General features: G+C 52.0%; 21 protein-coding genes and 1 tRNA gene. 8 read left to right on the top strand and 14 right to left on the bottom strand.

Annotation, left to right across the window (positions count from 1 at the left end; genetic code table 11):
• Window positions 1–206: 206 nt before the first annotated feature.
• The 6 genes from ACFO3I_RS18945 to rpsU all read right to left on the bottom strand — a co-directional run bounded on the left by ACFO3I_RS18945 (window position 207) and on the right by rpsU (window position 6,269).
• Window positions 207–1,181 carry an Abi family protein gene (locus ACFO3I_RS18945; RefSeq protein ID WP_377336771.1) on the bottom strand — a complete coding sequence of 325 codons (975 nt, stop codon included), beginning with the start codon at window positions 1,179–1,181 and terminating at the stop codon, window positions 207–209.
• Between the two features lie 242 nt (window positions 1,182–1,423).
• Window positions 1,424–1,500, bottom strand: a tRNA-Ile gene (locus ACFO3I_RS18940).
• 331 nt (window positions 1,501–1,831) lie between these two features.
• On the bottom strand, window positions 1,832–3,688 hold the full coding sequence (gene rpoD, locus ACFO3I_RS18935) for an RNA polymerase sigma factor RpoD (RefSeq protein WP_377336769.1): 1,857 nt from the start codon (window positions 3,686–3,688) through the stop codon (window positions 1,832–1,834).
• A gap of 105 nt (window positions 3,689–3,793) precedes the next feature.
• Window positions 3,794–5,518 (bottom strand): DNA primase, encoded by a 1,725-nt coding sequence (gene dnaG / locus ACFO3I_RS18930; protein ID WP_377336767.1) that lies wholly within the window; start codon window positions 5,516–5,518, stop codon window positions 3,794–3,796.
• Between the two features lie 72 nt (window positions 5,519–5,590).
• Window positions 5,591–6,034: a GatB/YqeY domain-containing protein gene (locus ACFO3I_RS18925; protein ID WP_377336765.1), complete on the bottom strand. Its 444-nt coding sequence runs from the start codon at window positions 6,032–6,034 to the stop codon at window positions 5,591–5,593.
• Between the two features lie 19 nt (window positions 6,035–6,053).
• Window positions 6,054–6,269: a 30S ribosomal protein S21 gene (gene rpsU / locus ACFO3I_RS18920; RefSeq protein WP_337843432.1), complete on the bottom strand. Its 216-nt coding sequence runs from the start codon at window positions 6,267–6,269 to the stop codon at window positions 6,054–6,056.
• A 168-nt stretch (window positions 6,270–6,437) separates the two neighbouring features.
• On the opposite strand from rpsU, the gene tsaD reads away from it, so the two are divergent.
• Window positions 6,438–7,451 (top strand): tRNA (adenosine(37)-N6)-threonylcarbamoyltransferase complex transferase subunit TsaD, encoded by a 1,014-nt coding sequence (gene tsaD / locus ACFO3I_RS18915; RefSeq protein ID WP_377336763.1) that lies wholly within the window; start codon window positions 6,438–6,440, stop codon window positions 7,449–7,451.
• Window positions 7,452–7,468: 17 nt separating this feature from the next.
• Here tsaD and plsY read toward each other — a convergent pair whose 3' ends face one another.
• Window positions 7,469–8,098, bottom strand: coding sequence for a glycerol-3-phosphate 1-O-acyltransferase PlsY (gene plsY, locus ACFO3I_RS18910; protein ID WP_377336761.1), 630 nt, complete (start codon window positions 8,096–8,098; stop codon window positions 7,469–7,471).
• 141 nt (window positions 8,099–8,239) lie between these two features.
• Here plsY and folB point away from each other — a divergent pair, with 141 nt between their 5' ends.
• Together folB and folK are read left to right on the top strand one after the other, a co-directional pair.
• Window positions 8,240–8,590, top strand: a complete 351-nt coding sequence (gene folB, locus ACFO3I_RS18905) for a dihydroneopterin aldolase (protein WP_377336759.1) — start codon at window positions 8,240–8,242, stop codon at window positions 8,588–8,590.
• The gene (gene folK / locus ACFO3I_RS18900) at window positions 8,590–9,135 is read left to right on the top strand and encodes a 2-amino-4-hydroxy-6-hydroxymethyldihydropteridine diphosphokinase (RefSeq protein WP_377336756.1); all 546 of its coding nucleotides are present in this window, start codon (window positions 8,590–8,592) and stop codon (window positions 9,133–9,135) included. Before folB ends, folK begins: the two co-directional genes overlap by 1 nt.
• Here folK and ACFO3I_RS18895 read toward each other — a convergent pair.
• Window positions 9,053–10,297, bottom strand: coding sequence for a multifunctional CCA addition/repair protein (locus tag ACFO3I_RS18895; protein ID WP_377336754.1), 1,245 nt, complete (start codon window positions 10,295–10,297; stop codon window positions 9,053–9,055). The genes folK and ACFO3I_RS18895 overlap by 83 nt on opposite strands.
• Window positions 10,298–10,374: 77 nt before the next feature.
• Between ACFO3I_RS18895 and ACFO3I_RS18890 the strand changes: the two genes are divergently transcribed.
• Window positions 10,375–11,286, top strand: a complete 912-nt coding sequence (locus ACFO3I_RS18890) for an ExeA family protein (RefSeq protein ID WP_377336752.1) — start codon at window positions 10,375–10,377, stop codon at window positions 11,284–11,286.
• A 7-nt stretch (window positions 11,287–11,293) separates the two neighbouring features.
• Window positions 11,294–12,106 (top strand): general secretion pathway protein GspB, encoded by an 813-nt coding sequence (locus ACFO3I_RS18885; RefSeq protein ID WP_377336750.1) that lies wholly within the window; start codon window positions 11,294–11,296, stop codon window positions 12,104–12,106.
• A gap of 88 nt (window positions 12,107–12,194) precedes the next feature.
• Here the strand turns inward: ACFO3I_RS18885 and ACFO3I_RS18880 are convergent, their stop codons facing one another.
• Window positions 12,195–13,409: an HD-GYP domain-containing protein gene (locus ACFO3I_RS18880; RefSeq protein WP_377336748.1), complete on the bottom strand. Its 1,215-nt coding sequence runs from the start codon at window positions 13,407–13,409 to the stop codon at window positions 12,195–12,197.
• Window positions 13,410–13,544: 135 nt separating this feature from the next.
• Entirely contained in the window at window positions 13,545–17,318 is a 3,774-nt protein-coding gene (putA, locus tag ACFO3I_RS18875; RefSeq protein WP_377336746.1) for a bifunctional proline dehydrogenase/L-glutamate gamma-semialdehyde dehydrogenase PutA, read from the bottom strand.
• Between the two features lie 131 nt (window positions 17,319–17,449).
• Here putA and ACFO3I_RS18870 point away from each other — a divergent pair, with 131 nt between their 5' ends.
• Complete coding sequence (locus ACFO3I_RS18870) at window positions 17,450–17,959, top strand: Lrp/AsnC ligand binding domain-containing protein (RefSeq protein ID WP_377336744.1); 510 nt, start codon at window positions 17,450–17,452, stop codon at window positions 17,957–17,959.
• Between the two features lie 4 nt (window positions 17,960–17,963).
• Here the strand turns inward: ACFO3I_RS18870 and ACFO3I_RS18865 are convergent, their stop codons facing one another.
• Window positions 17,964–18,590 carry a TIGR04211 family SH3 domain-containing protein gene (locus ACFO3I_RS18865; protein WP_377336742.1) on the bottom strand — a complete coding sequence of 209 codons (627 nt, stop codon included), beginning with the start codon at window positions 18,588–18,590 and terminating at the stop codon, window positions 17,964–17,966.
• Window positions 18,591–18,698: 108 nt separating this feature from the next.
• Between ACFO3I_RS18865 and ACFO3I_RS18860 the strand changes: the two genes are divergently transcribed.
• Together ACFO3I_RS18860 and glnE are read left to right on the top strand one after the other, a co-directional pair.
• Window positions 18,699–19,565, top strand: a complete 867-nt coding sequence (locus ACFO3I_RS18860) for a CYTH domain-containing protein (RefSeq protein WP_377336740.1) — start codon at window positions 18,699–18,701, stop codon at window positions 19,563–19,565.
• Window positions 19,566–19,569: 4 nt separating this feature from the next.
• Window positions 19,570–22,377, top strand: a complete 2,808-nt coding sequence (gene glnE / locus ACFO3I_RS18855) for a bifunctional [glutamate--ammonia ligase]-adenylyl-L-tyrosine phosphorylase/[glutamate--ammonia-ligase] adenylyltransferase (RefSeq protein ID WP_377336738.1) — start codon at window positions 19,570–19,572, stop codon at window positions 22,375–22,377.
• Here the strand turns inward: glnE and ACFO3I_RS18850 are convergent.
• The 3 genes from ACFO3I_RS18850 to ACFO3I_RS18840 all read right to left on the bottom strand — a co-directional run bounded on the left by ACFO3I_RS18850 (window position 22,370) and on the right by ACFO3I_RS18840 (window position 24,904).
• Window positions 22,370–22,984 (bottom strand): TcpQ domain-containing protein, encoded by a 615-nt coding sequence (locus ACFO3I_RS18850; protein WP_377336736.1) that lies wholly within the window; start codon window positions 22,982–22,984, stop codon window positions 22,370–22,372. The genes glnE and ACFO3I_RS18850 overlap by 8 nt on opposite strands.
• Before the next feature lie 65 nt (window positions 22,985–23,049).
• Window positions 23,050–23,973 (bottom strand): LpxL/LpxP family Kdo(2)-lipid IV(A) lauroyl/palmitoleoyl acyltransferase, encoded by a 924-nt coding sequence (lpxL, locus tag ACFO3I_RS18845; RefSeq protein WP_377336734.1) that lies wholly within the window; start codon window positions 23,971–23,973, stop codon window positions 23,050–23,052.
• A 127-nt stretch (window positions 23,974–24,100) separates the two neighbouring features.
• Window positions 24,101–24,904: a hypothetical protein gene (locus ACFO3I_RS18840; RefSeq protein ID WP_377336732.1), complete on the bottom strand. Its 804-nt coding sequence runs from the start codon at window positions 24,902–24,904 to the stop codon at window positions 24,101–24,103.
• Window positions 24,905–25,035 lie beyond the last annotated feature (131 nt).

Raw genomic sequence — 25,035 nt, 5'->3', positions numbered from 1 at the left:
TGAGGCCACATCACTATAACGGTGGTTTGGCTCCGAATGAATCCGAGCGCAGATACTGGCTTGGCTACAACGATGTGGCCAAAATTAGTTGACCACTACAATGTTGCCGAATGAAAATATAGAGCTCAAGGGCAATATTGCAGTAAATAAATAAACAGTTAAAGAGAGGCATGACGAATGTCTCTCTTCTTGTCTGGTAGATGTTATTACTGAGAGTCAAAAAAGATTGGTTCTTCTCGCCAGTTATCGGGAAAACCCATTGATGCTTGACATTGACGAGCAGACGGATGTTCTTCAAACAATCTTTCTAAGATTGGACCTAATTTTTCAGAGTAACCAAGATGGCTATATAGACACTGCAATGCAGCAACTGCTGTGTAGAGTCGATTTAATTGCTCTTCCTCCCTCAACCCCTCTTTAGGGCGCGTTTTGACGAGATTAATTTCTGAACTCAGAATACTTTTGATCGCAGTTGGTGATTTGAGGTTACGATTAAAAAGTCGCATGTGGTGCCCACAATGGTTTCGGACTTCTTGAAGAGTTGTCATCCATGAGGCAAGAGACTTGAATTTCTGAACGCCAAGCGTTTTGGAGTATCGGTTCAATTTTAGGCTTTGAATAGTGTTTTCGGTGATGCCCGATAGTAGCTTCGTCAGATTTCCGAATGTCATTAACTCAATCGCGACCCAACCAGGTGGAAGGTCTCTGTAGAATGGGCAATATTCGTTAAAGTATTTTTGTCTGAAGTGTTCCGCAAAAAGCTCTTTTGAATCAATAAACATGCTTCTGACGTTATTGACAGTTCTAATATGATTGTCGCTGTTCTCGAAGAGTGATGTATCCAAATACCAGAACAAGTTTCCAGTCTGTTTTGTCATCCATTGCTCAAACGTGCTTCTTACACCGATTTCCACGCATGCAATTATTCTGAATAACTCAGACCGCAGTTTGCTATCAAAAAGGTATAGGTCGTAAGCATTTTCAAATGTAGCATCCGTATGGAATGTCTTATCTGGCTTTTGAAAAGGTATTAAGTATGCTTTAAAGCGATAGTAACTGCACATCGATAATGTACGTTCAGCTAACTGTCGATTTTGTATGTTCAGACCTTGACCTAATAACTTCTCACAAAGTTCTGAACTTGCTTTATGTGGTTTTCTATAGGGAAGCAATTCTGCCACGGTGATTTCCTTTTTCGTAGCAAAAAAAAAGCTTCCACTCTTACGAACCCATATAGAGTTCTGGAGGAAGCCGTTGTTGGTGTAAAAATACAACTCACGAAGCGCGATGTCAACTATTGTTTTATCGCCATGATTAAATGAGGCTGCTTGAGTGTTTTGCTAAAGACTTATACGATGTTGGTAGCACAGAGGTAGCACAGACTTAAAGTGAATCAGAAGAAGTAACGTAAGTGCTTGATAAATGGTGGCCCCACCTGGACTTGAACCAGGGACCTGCCGATTATGAGTCGGATGCTCTAACCAACTGAGCTATAGGGCCATTTTACACTTTCGTATGAGGCAGCAGGGTACATCCTGTAGCTTCATTCCGGTTCGGCCATCCACGGCCTCACCTTCGGGTCTTTCGCTGTGATGTTAAATCACAGCTCATCGCTTTACAGCGAACGCCCCTCAGCCAACTGAGCTATAGGGCCATTTCTACACTTTGACACGAAGCTGCAGGGCTGCAGCACAAAGCCACCGCAGTATATGTATTTTGAGTTGGCTTGTCACGGCTAAAACCGCAGCACAAACAACTGATTGGCGGAAAATTAGCCAAAAAAACAGGCGCTGTACAGCGCCTGTTTTGATTCGCATAGCCAGCAGGACTTTTATTCGTCCAGGAAGCTCTTTAACACTTCACTGCGGCTTGGGTGACGCAGTTTACGCAGTGCTTTGGCTTCGATCTGACGAATACGCTCACGAGTAACGTCAAACTGCTTACCAACTTCTTCCAACGTGTGGTCGGTGTTCATATCGATACCGAAACGCATACGCAGAACTTTAGCTTCGCGGGCGGTTAAACCGGCCAACACTTCGCTGGTGGCGGCTTTTAAGCTTTCCATTGTGGCTGAATCCAGTGGTGATTCCGAGGTGCTGTCCTCGATAAAGTCGCCCAGATGCGAATCTTCATCATCACCTATTGGCGTTTCCATCGAGATTGGCTCTTTGGCAATCTTCAGCACTTTACGGATCTTGTCTTCTGGCATGCCCATGCGTTCAGACAGTTCTTCCGGTGATGGTTCGCGACCCATTTCCTGCAGCATCTGACGGGAGATACGGTTCAGTTTGTTAATGGTTTCGATCATATGCACTGGAATACGGATAGTCCGTGCCTGGTCCGCGATAGAGCGGGTAATGGCCTGACGGATCCACCAGGTGGCATAGGTCGAAAACTTATAACCGCGGCGGTATTCGAATTTATCGACTGCTTTCATCAAACCAATGTTGCCTTCCTGAATTAAGTCCAGGAATTGCAGACCACGGTTGGTGTATTTCTTCGCAATAGAAATTACCAGACGTAAGTTAGCTTCCACCATCTCTTTTTTGGCGCGGCGAGCTTTGGCTTCGCCAATCGACATACGACGGTTGATGTCTTTAATTTTGAAGATAGACAGGCCGGTCTCTTCTTCAATTTTTTTCAGCTTGTCGATGCTGCGGTACAGCTCGTCTTTCATCTCGGCCATACGGGCTGAGTGAGGTTTGGCTGCAGCAATTTCTGCATCGATCCATGCTGTGCTGTTTTCGAAACCGCTGAAGGCTTTCATAAAGTTCTTCTTTGGCATCTTGGCGTATTCAACGCAGTGCTTCATCACAATGCGTTCCTGCACCCGCACCCGGTCCATCATTTCGCGCATGTTTTTAACCAGGCGGTCGAATTGTTTTGGAACCAGACGGAAGCAGCGGAACACTTCACTCAGCTTCTCGATTTCTTCTTTGGTGGTCGGGTGTTCACGGCCATTGTTGATGATGGAGTGACGGGTCACTTCATACTGAGCACGTAAAGCGCCGAATTTTTCCCGAGCCATTTCTGGATCCGGGCCTGAGTCGCCGTCGTCCGAAGAATCACCGTCTTCGTCTTCATCGTCGTTGGATGAGATATCGCTGTCTTCATCGTCCAGCTGATCTTCCGGTACGTCAGAGCCGATATGGGTCGCAGTTGGCGCCATATCGTCAGCTTCATTCGGGTCGATAAACGCGGTGACAATGTCACTTAAACGAATTTCTTCGGCTTCGTATTTGTCCCACTGCTCCAGCAGGTAGGTGATGGCTTCAGGGTATTCAGCTACTGAGGTCTGAACCTGATTAATGCCTTCTTCAATACGTTTGGCGATATCGATTTCGCCTTCACGGGTTAACAGTTCAACTGTACCCATCTCGCGCATGTACATACGGACCGGGTCTGTAGTGCGTCCCAGTTCTTTATCGACACTCACCAGCGCCTGAGCAGCTTCTTCTGCCGCGTCTTCATCCGGTGTTGCATCTGTCATTATCAAATCATCGGCATCTGGTGCTGTTTCAAACACCTGAATACCCATGTCGTTGATCATCCGGATAATGTCTTCAATCTGATCCGAGTCGATGATGTCTTGTGGAAGGTGATCATTGACTTCAGCAAAGGTTAAGTAGCCTTGCTCTTTACCCTTTAAAATCAGGAGTTTTAGTTGCGACTGAGGATTTTGCTCCATAGAGGCTGCTCTTCCACCCAAATAAGTTAGTCTGAAAATGCGAATTAGCGATTATAACAAAGCGCAGCTTTTCTAGCCAGCCACGACCTGCCTGCCAACCCGGTGTTATTTGCTTTTAAACGCTTTTAACAACAGCACGAACTCTTGCTTTTCGGCTTGCGTCAGTTGTGCCAGAGTATCCTTACGTTGCAGCTCTTCCAGACGCTGCGCCAGATACTGATCTTCTATCGAACGGAAGGTATCCAGAAACTCCTGGGTCAATTGCTCTTCTGCAACCTGATGGTCCCACAAGGTCAGCTTGGCCAGAATGTTGTATTCGGCAGTATCCCGCCAATGTTCTAATAGTTGAGCTGTGGTTGCCTTGGGTTGTTGCAGCAGCTTCTCCTGCAACGCCAGTAACAATTGAATGCCTGGTAAGTTAGCCTGCGCCAGTTCAGGGGCCACCGGCATCACTTGTGCCAGCACCGGATGCTGAACCAGCAGCGCAATGGCGCGGCGCATAGGCGTAATTTTCGGCACAGGTGTTGCAGCTGCACTGACGGCGCTTTTGGCCACAGGCCGACTCGTAGCCTGCACGCTTTTACCTACCAGTGCCTGCAATTTCCCGTACAAGGCGTCGCGATAAAATTCGCTGGGTATTTGTTTGATCAGCTCGTTGGCTTTCACCCACAAGGCTGATTTACCTGCGTCTGTACTCACATCCAGCTCTTTGACCAGATGATCGAACAAATAAATCCCTAACGGTTGCGCTTGTTCCAGCCGATGCAGGAAAGCTTCTTTACCTTCTTGTTTCACCAGCGAATCCGGGTCTTCGCCATCGGGCAAAAACACAAAATTCAGTTCGACGCCGTCCTTCAGATGGGGCAGGGCACTTTGCAAAGCGCGCCACGCCGCATCACGTCCGGCCCGGTCGCCGTCATAACAACAGGTGACAGTGCTGGTCAGCCTGAACAAGGTTTGCATATGATCTGGGGTCGTTGCGGTGCCTAAACAAGCCACAGCAAAGGAAATACCTTTATCCGCCAGGCCAACCACGTCCATATAGCCTTCGACAATCAGCACCCGGTTTAATCGTTCGTCCTGTTGCCGTGCTTCATAGAGGCCGTACAGCTCACGGCCTTTGTGGAATAAGCGGGTCTCTGGCGAGTTCAGGTACTTCGGCGTGCCATCACCCAATACTCGTCCGCCAAAACCAATCACCCGGCCACGTTTATCGCGGATTGGAAACATCAGGCGATCACGGAAAAAATCGTATTCGCGGCCGTTTTCATTACGGTTGGTCAGCTTCAGCTCAAACAGCTGATCGCGCTGCGGCTTGGTGCTGGCCAATTGCTTTAATAAAAAGTCCCAGCTTTCAGGCGCATAACCTATGCCGTATTTTTCGGCTGTGGCTGCACTGATCCCGCGATTGGTCAGGTAGGTGCTAGCCGCCTGGTGGCTGCTTAATGCCTGCTGGTATAACGAGGCCGCTTTTTGCATCTGGCTGTAGTCGTCGGCCTGAGCCTGCGGTCGCTGCGGGCCTTTGCCTTGTTCGCGCGGCACTTCCAGATGGTGTAACCGCGCTAAATCTTCAATGGCTTCAACAAATTCCAGTTGTTCATAGGCCATCAAAAAGCTGATCGCGTTGCCATGAGCGCCACAGCCGAAACAATGGTAAAACTGCTTATCCTGACTAACCGTAAAAGATGGTGATTTTTCGTTATGAAAAGGGCAACAAGCCTGGTAGTTTTTACCAGCCTTTTTTAATGGAACTCTGTGATCAATCAGCTCAACAATATCAGTCCGGGCGAGTAGCTCGTCGATAAAGTGTCTGGGGATTTGTCCTGCCACCTTTTTCCTTACGCGGTCTTCAGAAAAAGACAAGCCGAGCAAGAGCCCGGCATGCAGTGATTCGGCCTTAACTTAATTCAGTCTGGATTTGACCAGCTGACTTAATGCACCCATATCAGTGCGGCCCTGCACCTGTGGTTTTAACCACGCCATCAGCTTGGCCATGTCCTGCATTGAACAGGCACCTGTTGCTGAAACGGCTTGTTGCAGTAAATCATCCAGTTCTGCCGCAGACAAGGCTTTCGGCAAAAACTGTTCAATGATTGTAATTTCGGCTAACTCGGTGTCAGCCAAATCCTGTCTGCCTGCGGCGCTGTATTGACTGGCAGATTCTTTGCGTTGCTTGGCCATTTTGGTCAGCACCGCGAGAATGTTGGCATCAGTCGGTTCCATCTGCGCGTCAATCTGGCGTTGTTTTACTTCGGCCAGCGCCAAACGAATAGTGCCAAGGCGTAATTTATCCTTGGCACGCATTGCGTCTTTCTGGGCTTCTTGCAGTTGCTCTAACAGCGACATCAGTCAGGCAGAAAAGAAATTAGTAAAGCTTGATACGACGAGCGTTTTCGCGGAACATTTTTTTCATGTGGCGCTTAACTGCTGCCGCTTTTTTGCGTTTACGGATCCAGGTTGGTTTCTCGTAAAACTCTTTAGCGCGCACGTCAGCCAGAACACCAGCTTTCTCGCAAGAACGTTTGAAACGACGCAGAGCTACGTCAAACGGCTCGTTTTCTTTAACTTTTACTACAGGCATTAAATTCTCACCTCGGTCACTTTGGTTAGCGTCTAACCAATACGATTAAAAATGGTGCGGCATTCTACCCAAAAGCCACTACCAATGTAAAGCAATAAGTGTTTCGCTGGCCCTGCTTTGCGGATACCAGTACAATTTGCGGCGTATCATAAAGTGGAAGGGGAAAAAATGCGAGTCCTTGGCATCGAAACATCCTGTGATGAAACAGGAATTGCCATTTACGATGAACACAAAGGCTTAATGAGTCATGTGCTGTACAGTCAGATCCCGCTGCATGCCGATTACGGTGGCGTGGTGCCGGAACTGGCTTCCCGTGATCATATCCGTAAAACCCTGCCACTGATCAAACAGGCGTTGATAGAAGCTGGTTGTACTGCCGCCGATATATCTGGCGTAGCTTATACCGCAGGCCCCGGGCTTGCTGGCGCCCTGATGGTGGGCGCTGCGATTGGCCGTTCTCTAGCCATGGCCTGGAATGTACCTGCTTTGGCTGTGCACCATATGGAAGGCCATTTGCTGGCGCCTATGCTGGAAGATAAGCAACCTGAATTTCCGTTTTTGGCTTTATTGGTGTCAGGTGGTCATACCCAACTGGTGCGGGTCGATGGCATTGGCCAGTATCAGTTGCTGGGGGAATCTATTGATGATGCGGCAGGCGAAGCCTTTGATAAAACAGCCAAATTGATGGGACTGGATTATCCAGGTGGACCGCTGCTGGCGAAATTGGCCACCCAAGGTAACCCGACTGCTTATGCGTTCCCTCGACCAATGACCGACCGACCTGGTCTGGATTTTAGCTTCAGCGGTTTAAAAACTGCGGCCGCCAATGTGATTGCCGCCCAAGGCAATAGCCCGGATGTGCAGGCCAACATTGCGGCGTCATTTCAGCAGGCGGTAGTCGACACTTTGGTGCTCAAATGCAGAAGGGCACTAAAAGAGCACAAACTGAAACGACTGGTGGTGGCAGGTGGCGTCAGTGCCAACACTTCATTGCGTGAGCAATTGGAACAGTTGCTGACCAGCTTAAAAGGCGAAGTGTTTTACCCACGCAAAGAGTTTTGCACCGATAACGGCGCCATGATTGCGTTTGCTGGTTTTCAGCGTTTAAAAGCAGGGCAGCAGCAGGACCTGACTATTGGCGTGACACCACGCTGGCCGATGGATCAATTAGCGGCGGTTTGACTTTGGCAGAGCCGCCTTTAATCCGGGGCGGACTCTGTTGGCTTTTTGGTTTTCTTGCGGCCTTTATTCCAGACTTTGCTTTCTTCCCCGTGCCAGAGCCGGATGATGTTGTCTTTGTGACGCAGAATAATCAGCAGACTCAGCATAGACACGGGAATTGTGTACAGCGGCTTGATAAACCAGGTAAAAATTGGCGCCAGCGACACTGTCACTATAGCGGCCAAAGACGAATATCCTGTAGCCCCCACCAGCATCATCCAGGTAGAAATCAGTAAACCTGCCAAATCCAGACCAATTGGCATCATACTGCCAAAGGCAGTCGCCACTGCTTTACCGCCTTTAAAGCCAAAGAACAGCGGAAAGATATGGCCAAGGCAGGCGCAGATCGCAATCATGCCAAGGTAAAAGGCTTCGATATTCAAAAAGTACGAGCCCCAAACCGGAATAGTGCCTTTGAGCACATCAAACACCAACACTAAAACCGCAGGAACAGCACCACCGAGACGTAGCACGTTGGTCGCGCCCGGATTGCCCGAACCATGAGTGCGAGGGTCGGGTAAACGGAAGATCCGGCTGACCAGGATAGCAGAGGAGATCGAACCGCTTAAGTAGGCGGCAAGCATCATTGCTGCTATGGTTGGGGTCATGGGTTTGGGTTCCTCAGTCTGGCAAAGTGCGCTAAAATTGCGCCCTTATCAAAAGGCGGTCAGCTTATAGACTTTTGTGTTTTTTGCCTATCCGACCAGCAGACTACCTGAAACAGTAACTTAACAAAAGCGGAAATCAGAATGGACAAAGTTTTTATCAGTGCCTTGCAGGTCCCGACTGTTATAGGGGTCTATGACTGGGAAAAACAAATCCAGCAGACCCTGGTGTTTGATATTGAACTGCGTACCGACATTCGTCAGGCGGCAGCTACGGATGACCTGCACTACACCATCGACTACGCCGCGGTGTGTCAGGCCGTGACCGAGCTTTGTGCTGAGCCACACCAATTACTGGAAACTGTTGCTGAGAAAACCGCCAGCATGATTCTGCAAAATTTCCCGACTCAGGCGGTGCGGGTGCGGATTGGCAAGCCCGGTGCAGTGCCGCAGGCGGCCAGTGTTGGTGTGATGATTGAACGGGGTGACTGGTAATGGCACTGATCTATATCAGTGTTGGCAGTAATATTGACCGTGAGCGTCACGTTTCTGCCGCTTATCTGGAGCTGCATTTGCTGTTTGGTACGTTGCGCTGCTCGCGGGTATTTGAAAGTGAGGCGGTTGGCTTTAGCGGCGACGCTTTTTACAACCTGGTGATTGAAGCGCACACCGAAATGTCGGTTGCCGATTGTGTCAGCGCACTGAAAAACCTGGAACAGCGGTATGGCAAAGCCGCGGCGTCGCCGAAGTTCTGTGGTAAAACCCTGGATCTGGATTTATTGACCTATGACGACCTGGTGTGTCAACAGCCGGTGGAGTTGCCGCGCGGCGAAATTCTGAAAAATGCCTTTGTGCTTTGGCCTTTGGCTGAACTGGCTCCGGACCAGCGGCATCCGGTGACCCAACAAAGCTATCAGGCGTTGTGGCAGGCCTACCAGGAACCACAGAAGCTGGAGCCTATTGAGTTTGTCTGGCCAGATCCCACTGTTGTTTTACCAGCGTCACTGCTGCCAGCCGATGCTCAGCCAGTTTGTGTTTAATGGCTTCACCTTTCAGGCCTGAAGCAACAATAGCTTTAATGTCGACAGCCCGGGCCGCCTGCGCCGCATCCGTCAAATACTGTTGCTGCGGGTAAGCGGACTGCTCAAAGCCGGTACGGCCACGTAAGTCCGCAACAGCGCATAGCAGCAATAACTTCAGCCGTTCTGGTTTACGCCATAAATCGATGCCATCAAAGAGTTTCAGCACTGTGGCAGGGCGCAGCTCCAGGGCTTTGTGAAGCAGTTGATGGTACTGACAGGCGAGCAGCGCCAGCTCTTTGCAGTCATTCGGCACCCGCAAGCGCTCACACATGGTTTTGAGCACAGGTAAACCACTGTGTTCATGGCCATGATGAGACGGCCAGTCTGCCGGGTCGGTTTCACCTTTGCCGACGTCATGACACAGCGCGGCAAAACGTACGTCTAACCGATCGGATAACAATGCCGCCTGTTGCAGCACCAATAAGGTGTGAATGCCTGAGTCAATCTCTGGATGCCATTTCGGTGGGTTAGGGATGCCCCAGAGTTTGGCCAGCTCTGGCATCAGCGCCGCCAACGCGCCGACCTGATGCAGTACCTCAATATAGGCCTGTGGGTCCTGTTCCTGCAGGGCTCTGGCGCTTTCCTGCCAGACCCGCTCGGCGGTCAGGTGCTGCAACTCACCGCTATGGCTTAGTTGGCGCATCAGCTCAAGCGTTTCATCGGCAATATGAAAACCCAGATGTTTATACCGTGCGTAGAAGCGGGCGACCCGCAGCACCCGCAGCGGGTCTTCGGCAAAAGCAGGTGAGACATGGCGCAGAATTTTTTGCTGCAGGTCGGAATAACCGCCATAAGGGTCGTGCAGAGTGCCTTCCAGGTCCATCGCCATCGCATTGATGGTCAGGTCGCGACGTTGCAAATCCTGCTCCAGCGTTACGTCTTCAGCAAAGTAGCAGGCAAAGCCGGTATAACCCTGACCTTGTTTACGTTCGGTACGGGCCAGCGCATATTCCTGTTTGGTTTTTGGGTGCAAGAACACCGGAAAATCTTTGCCAACGGCCTGATAGCCTTGGGCCAGCATTTGCTCGGGGGTACTGCCAACCACCAGCCAGTCCTGATCCAGCGCCGGATAATTCAGTAATTTGTCGCGAACCGCGCCACCCACCAGATACAGTTTCAATGCTTTCCCACCCACAGTTTTTTTGCCATTATAACGCCCCAGCAGCAAAAGTCGCTCAACCCAACCTCAGGAACGCCATGTACACCGGATTTTTTGGCCTGAACAGCCAGCCGTTTTCGATAGCGCCGAACCCTGACTTTCTGTTTTTAAGTGCCCGCCACGCAGAAGCACTGGCGCACCTGCGTTATGGCTTGGGCGATGCTGGGGGCTTTGTGTTATTGACTGGCGAAGTCGGTACTGGCAAAACCACAGTATCGCGCTGTTTATTGCAGGAGCTGACCGAGCAGACCGAAGTGGCTTTTATCCTCAACCCGACGCTGAATGAACTGGAGTTGCTGGCTGCGATTTGTGACCAGTTGAAAATTCGTTATAAAAAGGCCGATGCCAGCCTGAAAAACCTGACTGACAAAATTACCAACCGGCTGCTGAAAAACCATCAACTGAGCAAAAATACCATTTTGATTATTGATGAAGCTCAACACCTGCAGCCCGCAGTGCTGGAGCAGCTGCGTTTGCTGACCAACCTGGAAACCAATACGAAAAAGCTGTTGCAGGTGATTTTAATCGGCCAGCCTGAGTTGCAGCAGCTGTTACAACGTCAGGATTTACGTCAGCTGGCGCAGCGTATTACCGCTCGGTATCACCTGATGCCACTGACGGAACAGGAAGTGCAGCAGTATGTCAGTTACCGGCTGCAGGTTGCGGGGTGTAGCCGACCAGTCTTTACGGCCGGAGCATTGAAAAAATTATTCTTGCTGTCTGGTGGTATTCCGCGTTTATTAAATCTGATTTGTGACCGGGCCTTGCTCGGCGGCTACAGCCAGCAAAAAGCGCTGGTCGATGCCAAATTGGTGGAACAAGCAGCCGGCGAAGTGCTTGCGGTCAGAATGCCGGTGCAACATCAGCAGTGGCCTTGGTGGCTATGGCCTGCTGTCACCTTAGTGGCGCTTGGGGCTGGTGCCGCTGTGGCTGCATTGTGGTGGAACTGAGAATTTTATGTCGTTATTGATGGATGCGTTAAAACAACAGCAGCAAGTGCCACTTGCTGATGAAAAGGTACAAGGTGCGAATTGGCTGAAGCCGTTGCTGTTGTCACTGATGGTCTGTGCAGGTTTAGTTTTAGGGTTTTGGTTGGGGCGGCAGCCTCAAACCGCGGAACCGCAAGTTCAGGTTGTTGCCTCGCAGCAAACGGCTGTCGCAGTGCCACAGGTGGCGACAGCCGCTGAAATTGCACAGGAGCTGCAGCTGGCGGCCGACTTATTGCCTGCTGATGGGCCCATCGCATTGGAAGCGGCGTCTGAACAATTGGTGGTGTCGGCGCAGCCGGAGCAGCCAATGCTGGGACGCCAGCGTGCCGAAACCGACTTTACGCAACAAGAGACATTTGCTGAAGCCGATCCTCAGGAAGAATTAAGTCCATTGTCGGATCTGTTGCCCGCCGAAGAGCTGGAAAACTCCGAAGCGCCGGCCGAGCTGCGGGAAAAATTTGCCAGCGCGCTGGCTGCCGCCGAGCGCAGTAATCGCCAGCCACAGATTAACTACCATGATGTGCCGGCAGTGCCTGTGCAACAACTGGATGATTTGTTGCAGCGCCAGATACCACCATTGAAGTTTGAAGCCCACGTCTATGCCACAGAACCAGCGCAGCGTTGGGTCAAAGTCAATGGCAAAGATTTACAGCAGGGCCAATGGCTGAGTGCTGATGTGCAGGTAAAGGAAATTTTGCCGCAGTATGTGGTGCTGCAGTTTGGGCAGCAGACGTTTAGTGTGGAAGCGCTGAGTGACTGGAGTTATACCCGTCGTCCTTGAAGCTGCAGCTGTGTTGACAGCGTCAGCTCGCCCCAGTCACATAGATTGGCTATGCTCCTGGGGTCTCACCGGCTTGTCGCCGTGCTGCTTATTGCAGCACGGACTGGCGGAAAAACCGCATTAAATCAATGCCAAAATCTTCAGGCATCACAGCCGCTTCAATTTCGTCATCCACTTTTGCCTGGGCCAAATCCAATTCCTGCACTTCCAGGTAGTGGCGGAACTTGGTGTGGTAAAACACTTTGACCACAGGGCGCAGCGGGTCGGTTTTGTTGGCTCTGAGCACTATCGCCAGCTTCTGGCTTTTCAGTTTAACCAAGGTGCCTACCGGGTGAATGCCAATGGCCTGGATAAACTGCGACAGCAGCTCCTGATCATAGCTGTGGCTTTCTTTTTTCATGATCTTCAGTGCGGTAATGCCACTTTGCCCTTCTTTGTAACAGCGGGTGGCGGTGATGGCGTCATAGGTATCGACAATAGCGATCATGCGGCCATACACCGAAATTTGCTGATCTTTCAGGCCTAAAGGGTACCCTTTACCGTCCAGCCGCTCATGATGCACCGCGGCGACATCAATGCTGACAGGGCTTAAGCCAGGCACAGCTTCCAGCAGTTCAAAGCTGTACAGCACGTGGTTACGCATTTCCTGCAATTCGTCCGGGTCCAGTCGGCCTGGTTTATTCAGAATATGATCCGGTACCTTTATTTTGCCCATGTCGTGGAGCAAGGCGCCTGTGGCCAGTTGTTGGATCAGCTCCTGCTCAAAGCCCATTTGTTTGGCGAAAATAGTCATCAGAATGGACACGTTCACCGAATGCTCCAGCAAATAAGCATCTTTTTCACGGATACGGCTCATGCAAAGCAAAGCGTCCTGGTTGCGGAATACCGACTCAATCATGCCGTTGGCGCAATCCTGAAAAGGTTGCAGCATCAAAGGTCGGCCGGCCTGAATATCGGCAAAGGCCTTTTTTTGCAACCCTTTGGCTTGCTGGTACAGCACCTGCGCTTGACCCAGCTCTTCACTGTACGGTATCACCCGGTTCTTTTTGCTGCCAGGCCCGGCAGGCTGCACTGCTTCAAAGGGGGCTGGCTGGTTTTCGCTTGGTTGCTGAAGGCTTTTGCTGGGGTCTATCAGCAGCTCCAGGACGCCTTTTTGTTTTAACTGCTGAATAATCGCTTCTGTGCGCACCCAGCCTTCGGTTTTAATTTCAACCCGGCCTTTTTGCTTTAGTACCGCAACGACATACATGCCTGGCACTAAGTCGTTGATGGCAATCGTCAGAAACTGGTTTGCTTGGTTCATTGTGCCTCAGCAGTAAAACGCTAACTGAATTAGTTGAAATGGAAAATATGATAAAAATGATATCATTTGTTTTGGATAAACAAAAGCCCACGCTGAGGTGGGCTTTTGCAGTTTATTGCGCAGCAATCCGGGGAATTAGCCCAGGTTGTCTGCCATGGTCATCAGTGACGCATTACCACCTGCTGCTGTGGTGTTGATGGTCACGGTTTTTTCAGTGACTAAGCGGTGTAGCAACTGGTGATCGGCCGGGCTGGTGACCAGACCTGTGATAGCGCCGCTGCGGGCGGCAATCCATTCGCCCACCAGCGCTTTGTGTGGATCCGTGGCTTCAATCACTGCGGTGGCCAGCTGTGGCGCTGCCAACAGCGCTTTCAGCTGAGTCAGCGTAGTGACTGCTGTCAGTTCAGCCGGTAAGCCCACCTGGATCAGTAACTGACGAATGGTTTCCAGCTCTTTTTGCTGGCTGTCGCTGCCCGAGCTCACCAGAGCGTTACCGGATACCAAAGCGGTGATCAGGCTCAGCACATAGTGATGGAAACTGCTGTGTTCGCTGTGCAGCAGTGCGATGACACCCTTAGCTTCCAGGAACAGCTGGTTCGATTCACCGGTCGGCCCTGGCAAGGTGATTGGGTTGGTCAGTTGTTTCTCCAGGAAACTGAGCTGCTCACGGGCCGCTTCCAGCACTTGGTTCAGGTCATGCTCACGTTCAGACACAAGGCGGTTACCGGCCAGTTGTGCCAAGAAACGCCGCAGTACTGAGCTACGTGCAGTCACTGTCTGACGCTGCCACTGATACTGTGCCTGCTCCATCTGCTGCAATTGCTGGTTCAGTTTGTTGTCGGTGGCTGGCGCGGAATTCAGGGCTGCAGCCACAGCGCTATCGAGTGCTGGTGCATCCAACTCATGTTCTTTCACCAGACGGCTTAAATAGAAGGGGCCACCTGCTTTCGGGCCAGTACCAGATAAACCTCGGCCACCAAAAGGCTGCACGCCAACCACAGCACCAATCATATTGCGGTTCACATAGATGTTACCGGCTTTGATCTCGCTGGCCACTTTCAGCGTGGTTTGTGCGATACGGCTGTGCACACCCATGGTCAGGCCGTAGCCTGTAGCATTGATTTGGCGAATGACGTTATCCAGCTGCTCTGCTTTGAAACGGATAATGTGCACCACAGGGCCAAATACTTCGCGCTCCAGCAGGCTGAGGCTACTGATTTCATACAAACGCGGCGCAAAGAAGAAGTGATTACCAGCAGCTGGCGCCTTGCAGACATAATGCAGTTTGGCTTTACCGTCCAGGTACTGTACATGGTCGTTCAGACGTTGCAGTGCTTTAGCGTCAATCACCGGGCCTAAGTCAGTCGACAACCAGGCTGGGTCGGCCACGGTCAGTTCAGCCATCGCGCCTTTGATCATGGTGATGATCTTGTCGGCCACGTCTTCCTGCAGGAACAGCACGCGCAGTGCAGAACAGCGTTGACCGGCGCTTTGGAAGCCTGACGAAATGACATCGTCCACTACCTGCTCCGGCAGAGCGGTAGAGTCAACAATCATGCAGTTCTGACCACCCGTTTCGGCAATCAATGGCACCGGCTCGCCGCCACGTTCGGCCAGCTTACGGGCAATCCAGGCGCCGGTTTCGGTTGAACCTGTAAACATTACCGCTTTAATCCGCGTGTCTGGCACGACCTGCTCGCCGACCTGACGGCCTGGCGCGATGATTAAGCGAACGACATCAGCAGGGAAACCTGCAGCGGCCATCAGCTCGATAGTGCGTACGGCGATAAGGCTGGTTTGTTCCGCTGGTTTAGCCACTACAGTGTTACCTGCTACTAAAGCAGCCGCCACCTGGCCTAAGAAAATGGCCAATGGGAAGTTCCACGGGCTGATACAAAGCACCACACCACGCGCCTGGCTGTGTTGCAGGTTCTGGTTGGCCTGGTCAGCGTAATAACGGCAGAAGTCGACGGCTTCACGCACTTCGGCCATGCTGTCGCCTAAAGTTTTGCCGGCTTCTTTGATACAAAGCGCCAGCAGCTCATCACGATTTGCTTCCAGCGCATCGGCCAGTTTATTCAGCAGTACCGCGCGCTCAGTGACAGGACGGCCAGACCAGTTTTGGAAAGCCTGCTCAGCTGCTGTGACAGCCGCTTGCATCTGCTCCGCTGTCGCGTGCTGGTGATAACCGATAATTTCGTCTGTATTAGCGGGGTTACGCACCGCTTCAGCATCGGCTTTGTGTTCAATGGCATGCACACCAGCCAACCAGCTGTCCATGGCATCACGCATTTGGGTCATTTGGTCAATGTCGGTCAGATCCTGACCTTTGGAGTTCAGACGGCTGGCACCGTACAGATTGGCTGGCATCGGAATAGAGCCATTGCGTTTTTGGCTCCAGCTGCGCACCAGTTCAACCGGATCTTTCAGCAGGGATTCGACCGGAATGTTTTCATCAACGATGTTGTTGACGAATGAGCTGTTGGCACCGTTCTCCAGCAAGCGGCGGACTAAATAAGCCAGCAGATCCTGATGCTCACCTACCGGCGCGTAGATACGGCAAGGCACTTTATCGTCTGCAACCACCTGATCGTACAGGGAATCGCCCATGCCATGCAGGCGCTGGAATTCATAACCAGTGCGATCCGGTGCCATTTCCAGAATAGTGGCTACGGTATAGGCGTTGTGGGTAGCGAACATTGGGTAAATGCTGTCACGGTAGTCCAGCATTTTCTTGGCGCAGGCTTGGTACGACACGTCGGTCGACGGCTTGCGGCTGAATACAGGGTAATCGGCTAAGCCTTCGGCCTGGCTGATTTTTACTTCGGTATCCCAGTAAGCGCCTTTGACCAGACGCACCATCATTTTGCGGCCGACTTTTACCGTCAGCTCGCGCAGCCATTCAATCACAAACAGGCCACGTTTGGAGTACGCTTGCACCGCCAGACCAAAACCTTCCCAGCCGGCTAAATCCGGATCAGCAAATACGGCTTCGATGATATCCAGGGATAAGTCCAGACGGTCGGCTTCTTCCGCGTCCACGGTAAAGCTGATGTTGTAGGATTTCGCCGCCAGTGCCAGTTGCTTCAGCATCGGCACCAGTTCTGCCATCACGCGGTCACGGTGGATAAATTTGTATTTCGGGTGGATGGCCGACAGCTTGACAGAGATACCCGGACTCTTGAACGGGCCACGGTTTTTCGCGGCTTTACCAATCACATGAATGGCCATCATGTAGCTGTCGAAATACCTTTTGGCATCTTCACTGGTGCGCGCGCCTTCACCCAACATGTCGTAGGAGTAGGTGAAGCCTTTGTTTTCCAGCTCGACAGCACGTTCGACAGCTTTTTCAATGGTGGTGCCCATCACAAACTGGGTACCCATGATTTGCATGGCGTAACGCACGGCCTGACGGATCACCGGTTCGCCCAAGCGGCCGCAGGTGCGTTTTAATAAGCCGAACTGCGCTTTTTTCTGATCGTCGCTGTAGTTCACCAGCTTGCCGGTGACTAACAGGCCCCAGGCCGAGATGTTTACAAACAGCGATTCGCTGTTGCCCAAGTGTGAGCTCCAGTCGCCATTGGATAATTTGTCGCGGATCAGCAGGTCAGCGGTATGTGAATCCGGCACCCGAAGCAGGGCTTCGGCCAGACACATCAGCACCAGACCTTCTTCGGTCGACAAGGAGAATTCATTCAGCAGCGCGTCTACGCCACCTTTACCAACCTGTAGACGGCGGATTTCCACCACCAACTGACGGGCGCGTTCCCAGGCCCGGCTGCGGGCAGCCACACCAATATCCGCGATAGGCAATAAGTTGTTCAGTACCAGATCTTCGTCAGCGCGGTAATGGTCGCGCATGGCCTGGCGGATAGCATGGGTCGTCGTCAATTGGCCTTGGAATAGCATAATAATTGTCCGGTTGAGGTCAAAAATAATGCTGCATTTTATTGAAAGCGCAGCCGCATTTGGTGGTTTTCTTTTAGGTTTAACCCTATATAATTTGGATTAATCATAATTGGGCAAGAAAAAATACTGCCATGACGCAAAGTGCCAAAAGCCGTCCACTGGACCGGATTGACATGACCATTTTAGACACGCTGCAAAAAGACGGCCGGATTTCCAACGTCGAGCTGGCAAAAAAAGTCAATTTAAGCCCCAGCCCTTGTATAGATCGGGTTCGGCGGCTGGAGCAGGAAGGTTACATCGAAGGTTTTGGTGCGCGGTTAAGTGCCAGCAAGCTGGGCTATGGCACGGCTGCTTTTATCCAGGTGACGCTGGACCGCACCACAGCGGCTATCTTCGACCAGTTTCGTGATGCGGTGGTGAATATTCCACAAGTAGCCGAATGCCATATGGTGGCCGGTGGTTTTGATTATTTACTGAAGCTGCGGCTGTCCAGCATGGAAGCGTACCGGGCTGTGCTTGGCCGTATTGTTGATTTGCCCGGAGTACAGCAAACCCACACTTATGTGGTGATAGAGCAGGTAAAGCAGGATTCGGGTTTACCGCTAAAGGCAATAAACCCGGAATTCAAAGCCGAATCTTAGCGGGTTACATCCAGCGGTCGTTGCGGCGACGTTGCGGCAACAGGGCAGGGACCAATAAGCCGAGGATTAAACCGGCAATGGCCAGAATAGCGCCCATCACCATTTTGTCCTGCCAGAACGAGGCCGGTTTTTCCTGCAACTGAGTGGTTAACAGGGCAATGGTCTGTTGCGCTGTGGCTGTGGCGGCTTCCGCCTGAGTGACGGCGGCAGCCGTTTCTTCCAGCTCTTGCTGTAACTGTTGTTTTTCCTGGCCTAAAACTTCAATCTGGCTTTGCAGGCTGCTCAGTTGAGCAGTCAGTTGCTCGGTATCTTTGTCAAACACTGGGCTGGCGCTGACGTACTGCTTTAAAATCCAGCCAGTGCGGCCTTTGCTGTCAGTGACCTGCCAGTAACCTGCGCTGGCGTCTTCGCCGGTCAGCTGAATTTCTTCACCTGCATTAATGCTGGCAATGATCTTAAAATCACGGCCTGGGCCGTTGTACAAATAAGTCACCAGTTTATCGCTGATATAGGCGGTGCCGGATACCGCAGCAGGGGATGACGGAGTGGGTTCCTGTTGAGCGAACACCGGAAACAGAACACTGGCGCTGAACAGGGCTGCACCCAACCAGCAGGACGATTTTGCAGGCATAAAAGTTCCAAAAAAACAGGCGATTGACTGGCCAAAATTTTAAATTGCATCGATCATAGGCCAGGTGATTGATAAATAACAAGAGGCCGTAGAGAAGGATGCAAACGAATGGCAGTTGAAGCAGAACTGAAGTTTATCTGTGCTGGTGAACTGCCGGCTGATTTAAGCCCCATCTGGTCTGCCGTGGCGGTCAAAGTCGAACCCCGGGCAGGTAAACAATTGTTGAATGCTTACTACGACACCGCCGACCAGTGGTTCCGTCGCCAGGACGCCGGGCTGCGCACCCGGTTGCAGCAAGGCCGCTATGAACAAACCATTAAACTGGCCGGCCGCGGGCAAGGTGCTTTGCAAGTGCGGCCTGAATACAACCTGCCTTGTGCGTCCGTCTGGCCTGAGCTGAACGCCTTTCCGGCGGAAGTCTGGCCACAGGGCGTCGACAGCAGCAGTCTGCAACATCAACTGGTGCAGTTATTCAACACAGATTTTTATCGTCAAAGCTGGTTGCTGCATCTGGCTTGCGGCGCTGTGGTGGAAGTGGCGCTGGATAAAGGCTGGGTGAAAGCAGCTGGCCAGCAAGAAACCATTGATGAACTGGAGCTTGAGCTGATGTCTGGTGACACTGATGCGCTGTTTGCACTTGGCGAGCTTTTACTTCGCCGGTTACCACTGCGGTTTGGTGTGATGTCCAAAGCAGAGCGGGGCTATCGACTGAATCAGCAACTGCCGGTCGAACCTACCACAGCCAAAACAACCAGCCCGGGCGCAGTACTTAAAGCCGTGTTGTATAACGAAGTGTGCTGGTGGCAGCAGCAGAACCAACAGGCGTTGGAATTATTGCAGCAGCAATGGGCTGTGCTGGCAGACGACTGGCCGGACTTTCGGGCCTTTCTGGTGTTGCCGCCAGCACAAGTACTGAGCAGCCAGGCTTATTTGCAGGCCCAACTGAATTTATCCCGCCACCTGAGTAAGGACTAAACACATGACGCCGTCGCCAACACTGTTGCAGGAAGCCCGCCGCATCCAGGCTGGATTGCCATTGCACATTCTGGATAGCCAACAAAGCAGGCTGGATTTTTTGCTGTCGGTCAGTCCGTTTATTGGCCGGGTATTGCAACAGCAGCCTGAGCTGGCGCCACAACTGCTGGAGCCAACTCAGTTAGATTGGCACTACCAGGACCCGCTACAACAGCTGCCCGACTCCAGTGAAGCCAATGTGTTCCGGGCTCTGCGGCGTTATCGCAACCAGGTATTGGCCCAGGTGCTGGCCGCCGAGTTACTTGGGGTAAAACCGATACGGCGTTGTCTGACAGAAATCTCCGCTTTGGCTGACGGTCTGATCAACAGTGCATACCAATGGGCTTATCAGGACTTAACGGCTCAGTGGGGCACGCCAATGGACCCAAAAGGGCAGCCAATGCCGCTGCTGATTTTGGGCATGGGCAAGCTGGGCGGCGGTGAGCTGAATTTCTCCTCCGACATCGACCTGATTTTCACCTACCCGGACAATGGCGAAACTCAGGGCGGCCGTCGCAGCATTGAGCATCAGCAGTTTTTTACCAAGCTGGGACAAAAACTAATTTCGGCCTTGCATCAGGTCACTGCCGATGGTTTTGCTTACCGGGTGGATATGCGGCTGCGGCCTTTTGGTGACAGCGGCCCGCTGGTGCTGAGTTTTGGCTCGATGGAAGACTATTACCAGGCACAGGGCCGCGAATGGGAACGTTATGCCATGCTGAAAGCCCGGGTGCTCAACCCCGACCCGGTCTGGACACCCCAACTGCAACACTTGCTAAAACCTTTTGTCTACCGCCGTTATATCGATTTTTCTGCAATCGAATCGCTCAGACGGATGAAACAACTGATCGAACAGGAAAACCGGCGACGCAACAGAACTGACAATATTAAGCTCGGTGCTGGTGGCATTCGTGAAGTGGAGTTTGTGGTGCAAACCCTGCAGCTGATCCGCGGCGGCCGTTTACCGGACCTGCAGCAGGTATCAATTTTCGCGGCGCTGAACGCTCTATGCCGGCATCAGCTCTGGTCACAAGCCGACACTGAGCAGCTGATCAATGACTATTTATGGTTGCGCCGCGTGGAGCAGGTGCTGCAGGGCATTGACGATCAGCAGACCCAAAGTTTGCCGCAGGATGAGCTGAATAAAGAACGGCTGGTGCTGGCCCTGGGCCTGACGGACTGGCCTCAGTTTTCTGAGCTGACTCAGGCCTGTATGGCCCGTATTCATCAGCAGTTTAAAGCGGTGATTGATCAGGGCGACAACCCGGAGCCGGAAGAGCTGGCGCTTGGGCGGCTCTGCTGGGATTCACAATTGCCCGAAACTGAGCTGGCAGAACAGCTGGACTGGCTGGATGCTGAGCAGGCGGTGGAGCTGCTGTCAGAACTGCGCCAGTTCAAACTGGATTGCCAGAAGCGCAATGTCGGTCCCCGCGGCCGGGATTTGCTGGAAAAACTGCTGCCTTTTTTATTGCAGGTACTGGCCAAACAGCAGGGCTCGGCCACTGTGTTAAAACGGCTGCTCGGTGTGTTCCGGCAGATTGTCAGCCGTACGGCCTACCTGGAGCTGCTGTATGAAAACCCGGCGGCGCTGCAGCAGTTGGTGTTGCTTTGTGCCAAAAGTGGCTGGCTGGCCGAGCATCTGGCGCGCTACCCGATGCTGCTGGACGAGCTGATCGACCCGGCTCAGCTGTATCAGGTGCCACAAATGACGGACTACCGCGACCGGCTGCGTCAACAGATGTTGCGGGTGCCAGAGGATGATCTGGAGCTGCAGATGGAAGTGTTGCGCCAGTTTAAACAGGCACAGCAACTGCGCATTGCCGCCGCCGATATCACCGGCATTTTGCCCTTGATGAAAGTCAGCGATCATCTGACCTTTCTGGCTGAAGCTCTGATAGCGCAGGTGGTGGAACTGGCCTGGGTGCAGATGGCAGAAAAGTACGGGGTCCCTGCTGGTTTGTCCGGGCGAGATGACAAAGCTTTTGCCGTCATAGGTTATGGCAAACTGGGCGGGCTGGAGTTAGGTTATGGCTCTGACCTTGATCTGGTGTTTGTGCATCAGTCTAACCCGGACGGTGTGACCGATGGCGATAAGTCCATTGATTCACGCCAGTTTTATATCAAGCTGGTGCAACGTATTGTGCATATTTTCAGCACAAGAACGGCCAGCGGTGTGTTGTATGAAGTGGATACCCGCTTACGGCCCGCCGGCAACTCCGGGCTACTGGCGGTGCATATCAATACCTATCTGAACTACCTGAAAACAGAAGCCTGGACCTGGGAGCATCAGGCGCTGGTGCGGGCCCGCGTTGTGTTTGGCGGCGACTTGATTAGCCAACGATTTGCGCAAATCCGCGCAGAAATTCTGGGGCAAAATCGCGACCCGCAGCAGCTGTTGTCCGAGGTGGTGGAGATGCGGCAAAAACTGCGCCAGCACCATGGGGTAAATTCGACTGAAGTGAAACATGCCGCAGGTGGCATTGTCGACCTGGAGTTTATCAGTCAGTTTCTGGTACTGGCCAATGCAGCCCGTTACCCTGATTTATACCAGTACAGCGACAATATCCGCATTCTGGATGCGGCGCAAAGCTGTGGCTTATTGTCCGGCGCCGAAGTGGAGCAACTGCAACAGGCCTATCGTCAGTTGCGTGGTGTCAGTCACCGTCAGACGTTGGCGCCTGCGGCCGAAGAGCCGGCTGAGGTTCAGCAGGCCATGGTGGCAGTGCAACAGCTGTGGTTAAGACTTTTTGGTGGGCCAGGGGCTGTCAGTTAAAGACAGCCACGCGCCGTTTGGGCCCCTGAATATTGATGCAGCTCTGCTGCAGGTAGGGCACTGCTTTGTCTGTGAGCACCACGGCGCGGGACTTATGACAGAAATACGCCTGCACTGGGTCTTCAAAGTCGGAACTTAGCGCACTGGCGGCTTCGCGGATCGCACTTAGGTAGCTGAAATCAGTCTGAAAGTAGTGTTTTACTTTGTAGTCCCGGCCGAGCACCCAGTACAGTTCGACACCTTCTTTACGGCCTTCCATGGTCAGGTTGGTTTTTAAGGTGTCACCGACGCGAAAACGGCGGTCTGTGCGGCGGCCTTGCCAGTTTTCCGGTAAAGCTTCGACACGTTCTGCCCGGCCTTTGAGCAGGCTGATCAGCTGGCTGTGGTCATCGTGCAGTTCAATCACAAAATCTTCCGAGCCTTCCGATTGGCTGTTCATTGAGTCCCGGATGGTGCTGTAAAAGCTGGTAAAGCCCTGCACCGCCTCGTTACCTTTTTCGGCCAGGTTCTTTGGCTGAATAACCAGCCATTCCGGTTTAAGCATTACCAAAGCTGCCAGCAGCAATAATAATGCTGCTAATAATAAGTGCCTGATCCAAAACCACATAGCTTATCTTCCCGGTTCCACTGAAGCCATCATAGCCAACACGCCGGAGGCTGCCAACACCTTAATCAATAGAGGCTGGGGTCTTCCGGATTTGGTCTTGTCTTAAAGCGACGGTGTAACCACATATATTGAGAAGGATGTGCAATTATTCCTTGTTCAAGCCAATGGTTGATCCGGGTCACGTCAGATTTATTGTCGCCGCTGGGGAAATTATCGAAGGCTGGTAACACTTCCACCTGGTAGCCCTGGTAGCCAGGCAAACGATAACTATGAATGGCGACTGTTTTGCAGTTGGCACTGCCAGCAAACAACAAAGTGCCTGTGGTGGTGGCGGTTTCTTTCACGGCAAAAAACGGCACAAACTCAGCTTTATTACGGCCATAGTCCTGGTCTGGCAGGTAAAAACAGACTTCTTTGTCGTTCAGCGCCTGAATAAGCGCACGCACATCACGTTTACCAATCAAGGCCCGATTCGAACGCAGGCGCCCATGGTACTGGAAGTATTCCATGATGGGGTTGTCATTCGGCCGGTAAAAGCCTACGGCCGGGCAATGGAAACCAAAGGTACGGGCAATCATCTCCAGGCATAAAAAATGCCCGCTTAATAAAAACACCCCTTTGCCTTCGTCCTGAATGGCCCGGATATGCTCCAGCCCTTTAAAGTGGCATAAAGGACGGGCGCGCCAGTCCGGCCACCACCAACCCATAAAGGTTTCAAAAGCGGCTTTGCCGGTTTCCTTAAAGTTTTGCCGTACCAGCAGCTCGCGTTCGGCGGCGGGCATGTCCGGGAAACAGAGCTCGAGATTGCGGCGTGTGACCTTCACGCGGGATTTCAGCGCTTTCATCAGCAACAATCCCAGCCCTTCGCCCAGTTTCATCAGCGCTGGATACGGCAACCAAAGTAAAAGCCAGAGAAAGCCCAATCCCAGCCATAAAGGCCAGTGTTTAGGATGCAAAAATGACAGCTGAAAACGCGGAGCCTGAACCACAGCAAACCCTTAACAAATTCGAAGAGGCGCTATTGTAACGAAATTGCCGGACGGCGAAAGGTTTAACTGGTCTGAGGTATCGGCTTCAGGCGCATCCCATGAAGCCTCAGGTAAGAAGGCGGGAGCCTCAGCTTTTCGTGCAATCGGCTGTAACCGTGCATGCCTCTTCGGCGTTACATTCGCTTGCCAGTTCGCAGGCCATCGCTCGTTCTTGCTGATAAAATTTGTGCAGAAATCCAAACAGCTCGCTGTTCGCCTGCTGGCCATAGCTATGTTTCAACTCGGCAAAGCCTTTGGTATCCGTGATTTTCATGGTGCCCTGTGCCGGCTCGCACGGACCCTGTGGTGTCGTCAGGTCGAGCTTACATACCTGATACTGGCCTGGGCTGATCTCGATAGCGGTAAAGCTTGGGGCTTGTTTAGCTGTTATGGCGGCTTTTGCCTGTTTAAAGTAAATAGTCTCGCCCTTGCCTTCAGTGTCAATCAGACTAATGGTGACTGAGGACGGGATCATGTGTTGTATATCGCTCAAAAGTTCATATGTGTGGTCGTCATCAGGCCTTTCTGTAGTGGTCAGTTTATTGGTAGCCTTTGCTTTTTTGAGCGAAGATTGCAGTGATGCTGCTGCAATTTCTGAATTGTCACAGTTCAGTTTGGCGTGACATTGAGTATCGAAATACATGTTGACGTGCTGCAACTTCTTGTCTGTTTTTGAGATTACGGCGCTTAGTCGGACTTTTTGTTGTACGCCAAAAGCATCAGGAAAATAGGCTTCTGCATTAGCGTATTCATAATCCTGGCAGGTGGAACTTTGTTCCTGCCAGGGGTTAAAGCAATTGTTTTGTTCAGGGCTGGCAACCAAAACATAACTGGCCAGCGATCCGAATAAAAGCAGTGCAGCAGCGCCGAAAGCTTGAGTGGTTCCTGTCATAAAAAGTCCATTTATTAAGTACAAACATAACCTAAATAACTGATCCTAATTGTGATACACCGTCTTTAGCCCATGGTTGCCACCTGGAAACGGGGCTGCCGTCTCCATAAAATGGTCGACCTGCTCCAGTA

The organism is Rheinheimera marina (genome assembly GCF_042654345.1).
Classification (GTDB): Bacteria; Pseudomonadota; Gammaproteobacteria; order Enterobacterales; family Alteromonadaceae; genus Pararheinheimera; species Pararheinheimera marina.
This window is presented reverse-complemented; position numbering and strand designations above follow the sequence as displayed.